This window comes from Tropicibacter oceani, from assembly GCF_029958925.1.
Classification (GTDB): domain Bacteria; phylum Pseudomonadota; class Alphaproteobacteria; order Rhodobacterales; family Rhodobacteraceae; genus Pacificoceanicola; species Pacificoceanicola oceani.
Genome location: NZ_CP124616.1, coordinates 1,363,796 through 1,377,003 on the forward strand (window position 1 = coordinate 1,363,796; position 13,208 = coordinate 1,377,003).

At 61.5% G+C, this 13,208-nt stretch carries 15 protein-coding genes and 1 tRNA gene; 12 read left to right on the plus strand and 4 right to left on the minus strand.

The annotated features are described in order from the left end of the window. Window positions 1–41: 41 nt before the first annotated feature. Complete coding sequence (locus QF118_RS06510; RefSeq protein ID WP_282301824.1) at window positions 42–1,403, minus strand: cytochrome P450; 1,362 nt, start codon at window positions 1,401–1,403, stop codon at window positions 42–44. A 102-nt stretch (window positions 1,404–1,505) separates the two neighbouring features. Here QF118_RS06510 and QF118_RS06515 point away from each other — a divergent pair, with 102 nt between their 5' ends. Both QF118_RS06515 and tuf read left to right on the plus strand, forming a co-directional pair. After that, entirely contained in the window at window positions 1,506–2,078 is a 573-nt protein-coding gene (locus QF118_RS06515) for a hypothetical protein (RefSeq protein ID WP_282301825.1), read from the plus strand. A 237-nt stretch (window positions 2,079–2,315) separates the two neighbouring features. Further along, window positions 2,316–3,491, plus strand: coding sequence for an elongation factor Tu (gene tuf, locus QF118_RS06520; RefSeq protein WP_282301826.1), 1,176 nt, complete (start codon window positions 2,316–2,318; stop codon window positions 3,489–3,491). A gap of 242 nt (window positions 3,492–3,733) precedes the next feature. Here tuf and QF118_RS06525 read toward each other — a convergent pair whose 3' ends face one another. Together QF118_RS06525 and QF118_RS06530 are read right to left on the minus strand one after the other, a co-directional pair. Further along, window positions 3,734–3,964 carry a hypothetical protein gene (locus tag QF118_RS06525; protein WP_282301827.1) on the minus strand — a complete coding sequence of 77 codons (231 nt, stop codon included), beginning with the start codon at window positions 3,962–3,964 and terminating at the stop codon, window positions 3,734–3,736. 99 nt (window positions 3,965–4,063) lie between these two features. Continuing rightward, window positions 4,064–4,294 carry a hypothetical protein gene (locus QF118_RS06530; protein WP_282301827.1) on the minus strand — a complete coding sequence of 77 codons (231 nt, stop codon included), beginning with the start codon at window positions 4,292–4,294 and terminating at the stop codon, window positions 4,064–4,066. 451 nt (window positions 4,295–4,745) lie between these two features. Between QF118_RS06530 and QF118_RS06535 the strand changes: the two genes are divergently transcribed. Next, a tRNA-Trp gene (locus QF118_RS06535) sits at window positions 4,746–4,821 on the plus strand. Window positions 4,822–4,934: 113 nt separating this feature from the next. On the opposite strand, the gene QF118_RS06540 is transcribed toward QF118_RS06535, so the two are convergent. Next, entirely contained in the window at window positions 4,935–5,507 is a 573-nt protein-coding gene (locus tag QF118_RS06540; protein ID WP_282301828.1) for a hypothetical protein, read from the minus strand. Window positions 5,508–5,750: 243 nt separating this feature from the next. Here QF118_RS06540 and secE point away from each other — a divergent pair, with 243 nt between their 5' ends. From secE to rplL, 9 genes are all read left to right on the plus strand, one after another. After that, the gene (secE, locus tag QF118_RS06545; RefSeq protein ID WP_282301829.1) at window positions 5,751–5,951 is read left to right on the plus strand and encodes a preprotein translocase subunit SecE; all 201 of its coding nucleotides are present in this window, start codon (window positions 5,751–5,753) and stop codon (window positions 5,949–5,951) included. 178 nt (window positions 5,952–6,129) lie between these two features. Further along, window positions 6,130–6,660: a transcription termination/antitermination protein NusG gene (gene nusG / locus QF118_RS06550; protein WP_282301830.1), complete on the plus strand. Its 531-nt coding sequence runs from the start codon at window positions 6,130–6,132 to the stop codon at window positions 6,658–6,660. A 200-nt stretch (window positions 6,661–6,860) separates the two neighbouring features. Further along, a complete protein-coding gene (locus QF118_RS06555; RefSeq protein WP_282301831.1) occupies window positions 6,861–7,850 on the plus strand; it encodes a hypothetical protein in 990 nt (329 codons plus the stop codon). Window positions 7,851–8,071: 221 nt separating this feature from the next. Next, window positions 8,072–8,521 carry a 50S ribosomal protein L11 gene (gene rplK, locus QF118_RS06560; protein ID WP_282301832.1) on the plus strand — a complete coding sequence of 150 codons (450 nt, stop codon included), beginning with the start codon at window positions 8,072–8,074 and terminating at the stop codon, window positions 8,519–8,521. 1 nt (window position 8,522) lies between these two features. Next, window positions 8,523–9,221, plus strand: a complete 699-nt coding sequence (gene rplA / locus QF118_RS06565) for a 50S ribosomal protein L1 (protein ID WP_282301833.1) — start codon at window positions 8,523–8,525, stop codon at window positions 9,219–9,221. A 124-nt stretch (window positions 9,222–9,345) separates the two neighbouring features. Beyond that, complete coding sequence (locus QF118_RS06570; RefSeq protein WP_282301834.1) at window positions 9,346–9,846, plus strand: putative pterin-binding protein; 501 nt, start codon at window positions 9,346–9,348, stop codon at window positions 9,844–9,846. A gap of 3 nt (window positions 9,847–9,849) precedes the next feature. Further along, window positions 9,850–11,634, plus strand: coding sequence for an ATP-binding protein (locus QF118_RS06575; protein WP_282301835.1), 1,785 nt, complete (start codon window positions 9,850–9,852; stop codon window positions 11,632–11,634). A gap of 300 nt (window positions 11,635–11,934) precedes the next feature. Beyond that, complete coding sequence (rplJ, locus tag QF118_RS06580) at window positions 11,935–12,453, plus strand: 50S ribosomal protein L10 (RefSeq protein ID WP_282301836.1); 519 nt, start codon at window positions 11,935–11,937, stop codon at window positions 12,451–12,453. Window positions 12,454–12,528: 75 nt separating this feature from the next. Then, complete coding sequence (gene rplL, locus QF118_RS06585; protein ID WP_282301837.1) at window positions 12,529–12,906, plus strand: 50S ribosomal protein L7/L12; 378 nt, start codon at window positions 12,529–12,531, stop codon at window positions 12,904–12,906. Window positions 12,907–13,208: the final 302 nt, after the last annotated feature.

Consider the following 13,208-nt stretch of genomic DNA (forward strand, 5'->3'; position numbering starts at 1 on the left):
GGGCTTGCGGTGGAAACACCGGCACCCGGAAGGCCGAACCGCTAAAGCGGCTCGGCCTCCAGCCAGACGCCGCCTTCGGGGCGCAGGGTCAGGATCATCACCGGGTCGGGATTGCGGCCCGGCACGGCCTTGAACCGGAAATTCGCCAAAAGCGTTGCCAGCACGATCACCGCTTCCTGGATGGCGAACGACGCGCCGATGCAGATGCGCGGCCCGTCGCCGAACGGCAGATAGGCATAGCGGTCCGGTTTGCTGCCCTCCCAGCGGGCGGGTCGGAAAGCATCGGGTTCATCCCAAAGCAGCGCGCTGCGGTGCAGGGCATAGATCGGCAGGATCACCGTGTCGCCCTTGCGGATCTGGCGCCCGCACAGCTGGTCATCCGCCTGCGCGGTGCGCGACAGCATGGCGGCGGGGGGATAAAGGCGCAGCGCCTCGTCGACGATGCGCCGGATCAGGGGCAGGTTTTCCACGTCTTCGCCAGTCGCGGCGCCGTCCTTGACCACTGACAGAACCTCTTGCCGGGCCTGGTCCTGCACCTCTGGATCGAAGGCCAGCAGGTAGAGCGACCAAGCCAGGGTCAGGGCGGTGGTTTCATGCCCGGCGACGATGAAGGTCAGCAGGTTGTCGCGCAGCTCGGCGGTGTTCATGCGGCGCTTGGTTTCCGGGTCCTCGCCCGCCAGCAGCAGGTCCAGCAGGTCGGGCACACCTTCGGCGCCGCGCTGGGCGCGGCCCTCGATGGCGGTGTCGGCAACCTTTTTCATCTGCGCCACCGCGCCGGCGGAAAACACCCGCCCCGGGCGCGGCACCCAATCAGGAAAGCCCAGCAGGTCGAACAGCGAGATTTTCCCGGCCTCGGAAATATAGGCGTCGATGGCCCCGTGCACCCCGTCGCGGTCGAACCCCGCATCGCCCGAAAAAGTCACGTCGGAAATGACGTCAAAGGTCAGGCTGACCATTTCATCCAGAAAGTTGATCGCCTTTGGCCCGGCCGCCCCGATACGCCGGACCGAACGCTGCGCCGCGCCGGTCATGATTGGCGCAAGGTTCATCACGTTGCGATGGCTGAACACAGGCGCGGCCGTGCGCCGCTGCCAGCGCCAATGCGCGCCTTCGGCGATGAACAGCGATTCCCCGATGGCCGGGCGCAAAAGGTTCTTGGTCACGGTCGACTTGGGGTAATTGGCCAGATTTTCCAGCAGCACCCGCCGGTTGCCTGCCGGGTCCATGACCATGTGCCAGCGCTTGCCGGTCTTGCCGGACAGGATCGGCTGGCGGGTTGCGACCTCGGGGATGATGGACAACACGTTGCGCCGAGACGCCTGCAGACTTTCCCAAAGCCCCATGGGGCGGGTCACCAGGGGGACACGGACGGGCAGGGGGGCGGCTGGGGAATGGTTTGTCATGACCCTAATGTAGGCGGCGGCGGCGCCATGGCAAAGCCCCACTGATTGCATGGCGCGCCCCTTCGCGGTATCCAGTCCGAACATGAAACCCTGGGGGACTCCATGATCCGTATTCTTGTCGCTTTTTCCTTGGTGCTGGGCCTTGCCGCCTGTTCGGATGTGCCGGCCGACCTGTCGAAACCGCCGGTTGCCCTTGGGGACTTCAAACTTGGCCATGCCGAGGTCGTCGCGCCCAACCTGCAACAGCTTCTGGTATCGCGCGAGGCGACCAAGGAAGAATGGATCAAGGTCGTCGACGAGGCCATGGAACAACGCTTTCGCCGCTATGAGGGCGACAAGTTTTATCACATCGGCATCAGCGTCGAGGCCTATTCCCTGCCGCCCCCGGTGGTGCCCGGAAAATCGGCGCTGGCCCTGCATGTCACGGTCTGGGACGACGCGACGCAATCCAAGCTGAACACCAAGCCCGAGCCGATCCACGTGATCAAGGTCTTTGAATCCCGCCTGTCCAAGAATCGCGATGAACAGATGCAGGGGCTGGCGCTGGAGGCGGCGCTGCTGATCGAAAAATGGCTGCGCGAAGAACAGGAAACCAAAGGCTGGTTTGGCGGGCTTCCGGAAGTCGAGGAAGCCGCCGAAGATATCGCAGAGGCCCCTGCCGACGGTCCCAGCTGACCTTGCGCCGCTGAAACACCGGCATCCCCGCGGATCGGGCAACCCGCTGGAAAGGCAGGGCGCGGCGCGCCCAGAACGGTGCCGTCCGGCGCTTGCAACCAAAAGAACGCGGTGTTCGGCGCCCAGAAGGGCGCTGCGCAACATCATCCACTTGATTTTCGCGGCTCAACCCAATATGTGGCCCGCGATGCAAACCCCGGGCCCGGGTGTGGCCCCAAACCGTGAGGCGTCTCAGAGATGGGTAAGGAAAAGTTTGAACGCGGCAAGCCGCATTGCAACATCGGCACGATCGGTCACGTTGACCACGGCAAGACGACGCTGACGGCGGCGATCACCAAGTATTTTGGTGACTTCAAGGCGTACGACCAGATCGACGGCGCGCCCGAAGAGAAGGCCCGCGGGATCACGATCTCGACGGCGCACGTGGAGTACGAGACCGAAGCGCGTCACTATGCGCACGTCGACTGCCCCGGCCACGCCGACTACGTCAAGAACATGATCACCGGTGCTGCCCAGATGGACGGCGCGATCCTGGTTGTGAACGCCGCTGACGGCCCGATGCCGCAAACGCGCGAGCACATCCTGCTGGGCCGCCAGGTGGGTATCCCCGCCATGGTCGTGTTCATGAACAAGGTTGACCAGGTCGACGACGAAGAGCTGCTGGAACTGGTGGAAATGGAAATCCGCGAGCTTCTGTCGGCCTACGACTTCCCGGGCGACGACATTCCGATCATTGCCGGTTCGGCTCTGCACGCGATGAACGGCACGCAGCCGGAAATCGGCGAAGAGAAGATCCGCGAACTGATGAAGGCCGTGGACGAGTATATCCCGCAGCCGGCCCGCGCGATCGACCAGCCGTTCCTGATGCCGATCGAAGACGTGTTCTCGATCTCGGGTCGTGGTACGGTTGTGACCGGCCGTATCGAGCGTGGCGTGATCAACGTTGGCGACGAAATCGAGATCGTCGGCATCCGCGACACCGCCAAGACGACCTGCACGGGCGTTGAAATGTTCCGCAAGCTGCTGGACCGCGGTGAAGCAGGCGACAACGTCGGCGTTCTGCTGCGCGGCATCGACCGCGAAGGCGTCGAGCGCGGTCAGGTTCTGTGCAAGCCCAAGTCGGTGAACCCGCACACCAAGTTCGAAGCCGAGGTCTACATCCTGACCAAGGAAGAAGGCGGTCGTCACACGCCGTTCTTCGCGAACTACCGCCCGCAGTTCTACTTCCGCACGACGGACGTGACCGGCACGGTCAACCTGCCCGAGGGCACCGAGATGGTGATGCCGGGCGACAACCTGAAGTTCGAAGTCGAACTGATCGCACCGATCGCGATGGAAGACGGCCTGCGTTTCGCCATCCGCGAAGGCGGCCGCACCGTTGGTTCGGGCGTCGTGTCGAAGATCCTCGCATAAGCCCCAGGGTGGGTTTCAACCCACCCTTTGGTCGAGAAAACAGAAGGGCGCCCCAAAGGGCGCCCTTTTTTGCATGGTGCTGCAGTCTTCCATGTCGCCCGCGTGTGGCCATCCCGGTCGCGGTGGCGATACCATGCCCTCAAAACAGAAAAGACCGCCCCTTGGGACGGTCCTTTCGCGAAAAGTGCCTTTTGCAATCCGCCATGCGCCAGGGAGGGGACGCATGGCGGGCAGGGGCATGATCACTTGATCATTGCCAGTACTTTGCCGCGGGTCTCGCCTGCGCTGTCGCCCGAGTGGATCACGGCGAGGATCGAGTTGACTTCGGTGGCGGACAGACCGGACAGGTCGGCCTGCGGTGCAAAGGTCTGGATTTCGTGCAGCTGGGCTGCGGTCGGGGTCGAGGTCATGGCCTGGGCTGCGCCAGCAAAGGCGGCGATTGCGACGAGGCTGGATGCGATGATGCGTTTCATGGTGTTTTCCTTTTCATTCAGAGGTTTCCGGCTTTGGATTTGAATATGCCGGTCATTGAGGGTGGCCAAAGGCCGTCAGTGTTTTGCCTGGGGGCATGATCACTTGATCATTGCCAGGACTTTGCCGCGGGTCTCGCCTGCGCTGTCGCCCGAGTGGATCACGGCGAGGATCGAGTTGACTTCGGTGGCGGACAGACCGGACAGGTCGGCCTGCGGTGCAAAGGTCTGGATTTCGTGCAGCTGGGCTGCGGTCGGGGTCGAGGTCATGGCCTGGGCTGCGCCAGCAAAGGCGGCGATTGCGACGAGGCTGGATGCGATGATGCGTTTCATGGTGTTTTCCTTTTTTACGGTGGCGTTTGCCACGGTTCTGATTGTCTGGGTCGAACTGTCTGTCCGACACAAATCCAGATAGGGCCTGGAATTCCGAAGTTGAAATCACGAAGCAATATCAATTGGTTCACGCACCTGTGTCCTTGAAATTCGGGGTCGTCGAAACGGGGTATGTGAAGAAATGCACAGCTTTGGTGCGCATCAAGCCGGCTTGGAAGGTGCGCAGTCCGGGCTGCGCGCGCGGCGGTGTTTCGGACGCGGCAGAAGCCGCGACTTTGGCTGCATCACATGTTTTTGAATCCGGAAATTGTGCCGGTCTTGGCCCCCGGGATGCCGCCACGCCCCAGGGCAGGCGGAAAAATTGTTCGCCAAACCATGGCCCCGGCCGTCAAACTGCGCTTTTCCGGCTTGCAAAGCGCCTGCACCTTTCGTAGATCAGGCCCCGGACCTTAGGGGTATAGCTCAGCTGGTAGAGCGACGGTCTCCAAAACCGTAGGTCGCGGGTTCGAACCCTGCTGCCCCTGCCATTTCCCATACATCGTGATACACCGGCGCCGCCCGTGCTTTGAAAGCGCGGTGTGAGATGTGCGCACGAAAAAAGGGGCCGCGAATGCGACCCCTTTTCTGGATGGTGCGGCGATCAGCTGGCCAGAGCGGCCGAAATCGCGGTTTCGATGGCGTCTTCGTCACCGCTGGTCAGCGCGGCGCGGATCTGGCGGCTTTCGACCGCGTCAATCATCGAAAAGTCAGCGTCCGGCGCGAACCGCAGAATGGCGACCTCTTCCTGCTGGGTGAAATCGGCGGGTTTCACCATGCCGGCCTCGGCCGTGGGGGTCATGATTGCCCGTTCGATGGCCTGGCGGTCACCGGAAGCGATGGCAAGACGCAGTTCGGAAATCTCGGCGTCCGTAAAGATCGACGTGTCGACATTGGCGTCAACGGAGCGAATCTTGTTGATCTCGACCGGCGTCAGGGGTTCCACATTCAGTGCGTTGCGGGCGGTCACGACGGCCTGCATCTGGGTGGCCTTTTCCGTGTCCGATGCACCGCCGTTGGCGATGATCAACAGCTCGTCGATCTGAGCTTCGCTCAGCAGATCGACATCGACGGTCGGCAGGTAGGACTGCAGCATGTTCAACTGACCCGAGGTTGCGGCAAAGGCGCCGGTGGCAAGGGTGGCGGCAAGGGCGGTGGTGGCAAAAAGACGTTTCATAAGGATATCTCCTGTTTGCTTTCGCGGGGCGCCAGACGCGGCCCGTCATCTGCATCCCCAACCGGCCACGGGCGATTGCGTTCCGAATTTGTCTTCACGGTGCCGTGAAGCTGGCGTGAGGCGGGGCGATCCGGCGACAGTGCACCGGGTCATTTCGCACGGCGGTCGCAACAGGGTTGTAATTCGTCAGACCCGCGCGTAGATACGCCCGACATCGCGACACCGATCAAAAGGCATTCGGCCATGGCCCGCACCACCAATCCGCTTCAATTCATCCAGCAGGTCCGTGCTGAGGTTTCCAAGGTTGTCTGGCCGACCCGCCGCGAGGTCGTGCTGACGACGATCATGGTCTTTATCATGGCGACGCTGACCGCGATCTTTTTTGCGTTGGTCGATATCCTGATCCGCAGCGGTCTTCAGGGGATCCTGACGCTCTTTGGCTGACCTTGGCGCCCGGGCCTCTTGAATTCAGGGGGGCTTGGCGGTAGGGAACGGCCTACTGAATGAAGGGCGTGCACTGATTCGAGTTGCACGCCGCTTTTTTGTTTCCCGCGCGCATCGCGGCGGGGATGGACGACAAAGGCCGGGCTTTGACCTGGCCAAGGAACGAGGGACAGCCCAGATGGCAAAGCGGTGGTATTCGGTGAGCGTGCTCTCGAACTTCGAAAAGAAGATTGCCGAGCAGATCCGCACTTCGGTGGAAGAGCAGGGGCTCGAGGATCAGATCGACGAAGTGCTGGTTCCCACCGAAGAGGTGATCGAGGTCCGTCGCGGCAAGAAGGTAACGACCGAGCGTCGCTTCATGCCCGGTTACGTGCTGGTGCACATGGAAATGTCGGACCGCGGCTATCACCTGATCAACTCGATCAACCGCGTGACCGGGTTCCTTGGTCCGCAGGGGCGCCCGATGCCGATGCGCGACGCCGAGGTCGAGGCGATCCTTGGCCGCGTCCAGGAAAACGAAGATGCGCCGCGCACGCTGATCCACTTTGAGATCGGCGAAAAGGTCAAGGTCAACGATGGCCCCTTCGAGGGCTTCGATGGCATGGTCGAGGGCGTGGACGAAGACAACCAGCGCCTGCGTGTCGCGGTGTCGATCTTTGGCCGGGAAACCCCGGTCGAACTGGAATTCACCCAGGTTACAAAGCAGTAATTGCGCTGCGGCATCTGACGCGATTTCGCGTCACTTGGCCTTGTGGTGCTAAAGTAATCAAAAGGGGCGGGCAGCAATGCGCGCCCCTATTTCGTTGCAGACGCCCACAAGACCCGGCGTTGATCGTTCCGATGACCAAAGGTTGCGATGGAAGGCGACCCGGTTGACATGTTCCGAAGCTGTGCGAGTTGACTAAGTCCATGACAAAAGAAGCGCTGATTGTCCGGGAGGCCGCTCTTGGCGACCACGGAAAGATGCGGCAGGATCTGGCCTGTATCGCACTGACTCGTGACTATTTCGGCGTGGATGTCGATGAGGCGGCAATTGAACGGCTGCAAGACAGAGACATGCATGCGACCGCGATAACCGCGCTTGGGTCCGAGTGCCTCCCGACTGCTTGGGACAGTTGGTGGGCATTGTTGCACGACAGGCTGCATGGAAATTTTGACGGCTGGAGCCCTTTGGCAGCTTTCCGCGCCCTGGGCTATGCGCGCGTCGCGGATCTTTGGCAAGACCAGGAGGCGTTTCTGCGCACCATCCAGGTTGAAAAGGTCGATCCCAACGAAGACGACGATCTGGATGAGTTTATGCCCGACGGCGAAGGCGGATACTATAGGATGCATGATCGCGGCGCGTTCGAGCAGGCCTGCGCTGAACGGCAGGCAGCCTCGATTGCCGTTTTCAAGGACGCAGGATTGCCCTCGCAGTATGTGGAGGCCGAAATTTCCGCGTTGTTCAATCTTGAGGGCGTCAGCCAAGAGACGTTTGACGTGTATTGGGCCACGCGGATCACAGAAACTCAGGCATTTGCACGCTATTCACCCGAGTGGCCGGACACCAGTTGGACCGGGCCGAACGACCCTGTCGGGTGGTTGACACGCCGGCATCAGGCGGCCCTGCGCGCACATGGCTACGAGTATCGCTTTGCCTTTTGGGAGCGGGAGCAGGGTTATGACCGCGGCTCGCTTTGGATTCAGACCGACAAGGGACCGCTGCGGCTGTTTGACAGTACCGATGCGGCCTCGCTGCGCAGCAATTTTCCGGTTCGTGTGGCCAGTATCGAGGGCAAGCCTTTGTTCGAGTTGACGCGCAATGACGTTCCGGACTGGCTGTTTGATGTCGGACGGGACACGTGGCACCGGAAAAGCCGCCTGGCGCGGTTTTGGCCAAAACTTCTGGGCAAGCGTTGAGCCGGGGAGGGCGCGTCACGAAACCGCCAAAACCGCAGGCTTTCCGCCATGCGGGGTTGATCGCCGGTCAAAGCTGGGCTATGCGCCGGGCTTCGGTTGGCCGCTGCGAGTCGCACGGACCCCGAAACGTGGGAGGCGAGGGTTTCGCGAAATCCGGACCTGACCACGCAACAAACCGGCCCCAAGAACGCGTTCGCGGGGTGTTGTAAAGGAGAAAGCCAATGGCCAAGAAGCTTGCTGGCAAGATGAAGCTGCAGATCCCTGCAGGCAAAGCCAACCCGTCGCCGCCCGTGGGCCCCGCCCTGGGTCAGCGCGGCATCAACATCATGGAATTCTGCAAGGCGTTCAACGCCAAGACGCAGGAAATGGAGCCCGGCGCGCCGTGCCCGACCGTGATCACCTATTATCAGGACAAGTCCTTCACCATGGACATCAAGACGCCCCCCGCGTCTTATTACCTGAAAAAGGCCGCCGGTCTGAAGCCGGTCGGCAAGCGCAACCGCCCCAAGGGCGCCGTGCTTCCGGGCCGTGAAACCATCGCGACCGTGACCCTCAAGCAGGTGCGCGAAATCGCCGAGGCCAAGATGAAGGACCTGTCGGCGAATGACGTCGAAGCGGCAATGAAGATCATCGTTGGCTCTGCCAACTCGATGGGCATCGAGGTGAAGTAATATGGCAAAGCTTGGAAAACGTACCCGCGCAGCCCGCGAAGCCTTTGCTGGCAAAGAAGACATCACCATCGAAGAAGCCGTCGCGCTGATCAAGGGCAACTCGAACACCAAGTTCGACGAGACCGTTGAAATCGCGATGAACCTGGGTGTTGACCCGCGTCACGCAGACCAGATGGTTCGCGGCGTTGTCGGCCTGCCGAACGGCACCGGCAAGACCGTGCGCGTGGCCGTGTTCGCCCGCGGCGCCAAGGCAGACGAAGCCCTGGCCGCTGGTGCGGACATCGTTGGCGCAGAGGACCTGATGGAAACCGTTCAGGGCGGCACCATCGACTTTGACCGTTGCATCGCAACCCCGGACATGATGCCCGTCGTGGGCCGTCTGGGCAAAGTGCTGGGCCCGCGCAACCTGATGCCGAACCCCAAGGTCGGCACCGTGACCATGGACGTCGCCGAGGCTGTCAAGGCAGCCAAGGGCGGTCAGGTTCAGTTCAAGGCCGAAAAGGCTGGCGTCGTGCACGCTGGCGTTGGCAAGGTTTCCTTTGACGAAGCCAAGCTGGTCGAAAACATCCGCGCCTTTGTCGCGGCCGTTTCCGCAGCCAAGCCGACCGGCGCCAAGGGCACCTACATGAAGAAGATCGCGCTCAGCTCCTCGATGGGCCCGGGCGTGTCGGTCGACGTCAGCAGCGCCACCGGCAACTGATCCTCGATCACAAATTTTCGGAAAAGGCGGGCCTTTCGGGTCCGCCTTTTTTGTTGGTCGAAAGGCTGTGTTAGAGATTTGGCGTCAAGACTGCGGAACATCTGTCTCAACACGGGGTTTCGTCATGTTTCGCCTACTGGCTTTTTTGCTTTCCTGCCTTGTCGGCAGCTTATCCTTGCCGGCTTATGCCCTTGATAACCCAAGGTCCCCGGCAATCCTGACAATATCCGGCGCCATCGACGGGGCGGCACAGGGCGGCATGATGCGTTTTGACCGCGCCGCGCTCGAAGACTTGGATTGGCGCGAGATTCGGACCTTTACCTCCTTTACAGAAGGCGAGCAGAGCTTTTCCGGCCCCACGCTTGCGTCATTGTTGCAGGCTGTTGGGGTCAGCGACGGGGTTTTGCGGGCCTCGGCGGTCAACGACTATACCGTCGAAATCCCGGTCTCGCACGCCTTTGAACACGACGTCCTACTGGCGCTGGATCACAACGGCAGCCCGATGACGGTGCGAACCAAGGGGCCGATCTGGATTGTCTATCCGCTGTCCGAGGATGCGGCCAAGCGCCAGCCCTTTGACAGTGAAATGATCTGGCAACTGGTCCGCATCGAGGTGGTTCGCTAGCGCATGAAGCTGTCGTCCTGGATCAGGGACAACAACCGCATGCTGCGTGCGGTGTTCGCGGTATGCCTTGCGGGCAGCCTGGCGGCGATTCTGTTCGTCCGCGAGCAGCAGCGCGCCACGGACCGCGAGGCCGAGCTGTATTCCGTGAATTCGGCCCTTTGGAAGATCAGCGAATTGATCTACGAAACCGAACGCCTGTCCGGGGTGCTTCTGGCTTATGCCATCGGGGATGACACGCAGCAGGGTGTTGCCTTGCGCTTTGACATCCTGTGGAGCAGGACGGATGTCCTGTCGGTGGCCGCCGGGGAACGAACGTTGGTCTTTGCGCAGGTGATCCAGGGCTACAGCGACTTTCTGAAAGCGGAAGAACCCGCGGTTTTTGGCGACGCGCCCTTGTCGGATGCGGACGTCGATCGCATGCGCGGGCAGCTACAGGTCTTGTCACATCGTGCGCGCAGCGTCTGGTCCGAGGCCATGGCCGACAAGAACACGGCGCTTCACGCCACGCAAATCGCAGACAGGCGGCAGGGACTGTACTATCGCACGGTCACCGCGGCCATGATCGGGTTGTTGATGCTGTTCGTGGTGATCGAGATTTTCAGCGCGAACCGGGACCGGAACCGCGAAATGCGCCTGCACGAGGCGGCAGCCCAATCCAGCGCGGCCAAGTCGCGGTTCCTTGCCAACATCAGCCATGAGATCCGCACCCCCTTGAACGGTATCCTGAGCATGGCGACGGAACTGGCCGAAACCGATCTGGACGCGGATCAACGACGCTGTGTTGATGTCATCGAACAATCTGGCGGTCTATTGCTATCGACGATCAACGACGTGCTGGACCTGTCCAAGGTCGAGGCCGGGCAGTTCCACATCGAGGCCCATGCTTTCGATCTGCGCACGCTGCTGAACGCGGCGGCATCGCTTTATTCGGCGTCGGCGCGGGAAAAGGGGCTGGAACTGAGCGTTGAAACGGACAGCTCTGTCCCCGGGTTGGTGCGCGGCGACGGGCGCAGGCTGCGCCAGGTTCTGAACAACCTGATCGCCAATGCCGTCAAATTCACACCAACCGGCCAGGTGCTTGTCCGCGCTTTGGTAGATGCCGACCCAGGCTTGATCCGGATCGAGGTGCGGGACACCGGGCCCGGAATCCCCGCCGAGGCGCAGGAACGCATCTTTGAACCCTTCACCCAGGCGGATACGAGCATCACGCGGGTGCACGGGGGCACTGGTCTGGGCCTGACGATTTCCCGCCAGCTTTGTGTCGCCATGGGCGGGACGCTGTCGCTGGCTAGTGACCTGGGCAAAGGGGCCGTGTTCAGCTGCGTCCTGCCCTTGCCGGCGGTCGAAGTTCCAAAGCCGGTGCAGGCCGACAGCCCGCGCGCGGCCCCCAGCGATCTGAGCGGAATGCGCATTCTGGTCGTCGATGACAATGCCACAAACCGCCTGATCCTTGACCGGTTCATCAAGCCGACCGGGGCGGTGGTGACGCAGGCCGAAAACGGCGCCGAGGCGGTCGCGGCGCTGCGCGAGGCGCGCTTTGACCTGGTGCTGATGGACATCCAGATGCCAGTGATGGACGGGGTCGCCGCAACGCGTGAAATCCGGGCCGAAGAGGCCGCAAGCGGGCGACCGGCTACCCCGGTGATCGGGGTGACCGCAAATGTGCTGAGCCATCAGGTCGATGAATACCACGCCGCTGGCATGGACCATGTGCTGCCCAAACCGGCCTCGAAAAAGGCCCTGTGGCAGGTGCTGGACAGCTGCCTTGGCCGCCGGGATGCCGCATAGCGCCATTCACGTCGCCCGCCACGCGGCAAAGGCTTGGCAAGCGCAAGAGAACCGGTTAGTACCGCGTCTGAGGGCACCTGCGTGATTCGTCGGTGCCCTTGATTTCGTCCGAGACGGTGGGCTGGCCAGTGGTAGAGATACCCCGCGCCGTTAAGTCCTGCCTGAGGCGGGAAGAGACATCTCTCCGGGCGCTGATGTGTTCCGGGCCACGTGATGTGACGACCCGAACGGACCTCTTGGCCGGGATATCCCGGCTGAAACGAGCCGGAGGGGTCACCCTCCAATGATTGGAGTGAAACTGTGGATAGAGCCCAGAAAGAAAAATTGGTCGAGGAACTCGGCCAGATCTTTGAAAGCTCTGGCGTCGTGGTGGTTAGCCGCTACGAAGGTCTCACAGTTGCCGAGATGCAGGATCTTCGTGGGCGCGCACGCGCCGAGAACACGTCGGTTCGCGTCGCCAAGAACAGGCTCGCCAAGATTGCCCTCGCGGGTACGCCTTGTGAAAGCATCGCGTCCCTCCTGGGTGGAATGACTGTTCTGACCTATTCCGAAGACCCCGTGGCAGCCGCCAAGGTGTGTGAGGATTTCGCCAAGGATAACAAAAAGTTTGAGATCCTCGGCGGGAACATGGGCGGAACGGCTCTGGACCGGGCCGGTGTCGAAGCCGTGTCGAAAATGCCGTCGCGCGAGGAGCTTATTGCCTCCATCGTCGGCTGCATCGGCGCACCCGCATCGAACATCGCCGGCGCAATTGGCGCACCTGCATCGAACATCGCTTCCATCCTTTCGACCATCGAAGAAAAGGCGGAAGCGGCGTAAGGCAGCTGAAACGATCTACGTAGGGCCCAGGCCCACGCGTTGGAACACATCTAGTATAACGGAAAGAGTCTCAAAATGGCTGATCTGAAAGCACTTGCTGAGCAAATCGTCAACCTGACGCTGCTTGAAGCACAAGAACTGAAAACCATCCTCAAGGACGAGTATGGCATCGAGCCCGCCGCTGGCGGCGCAGTGATGATGGCAGGCCCCGCAGCAGAAGCTGGCCCGGCTGCCGAAGAGCAAACCGAATTCGACGTGATCCTCAAGTCCGCTGGCGACAAGAAGATCAACGTGATCAAAGAAGTCCGCGGCATCACCGGCCTGGGCCTGAAAGAAGCCAAAGAGCTGGTCGAAGCCGGCGGCAAGGCTGTCAAGGAAGGCGTTTCCAAGGACGAAGCCGAAGCGCTCAAGAAGCAGCTTGAAGAAGCTGGCGCCGAAGTCGAACTCAAGTAATTCCGGCCTTCGGGCTGTTTTACCTGGCAAGCGCTCCCTTTTGGGGGCGCTTGTTTCGTTTTCGGGGCAGGGTGCGGCACGCGTCATATCCCAGTCCGTGGGGCTGCCCGATCAGGCAGGGCGGCGGCGTCGGAATCCAAGCGAATGCTTGACCTTCTCCGCGGTTTTTGTCATTCTGCGTGAACGTAGAAATTACGCAAAGCTCCCCTTGGGGGACTTGCGTTCTTTATGTTCACAGAATATTCGGAAGTCTCCTGCGGGTTCGAGCGATTCGAAGCCGCTTTTTGTCTGTTGCAGACTGC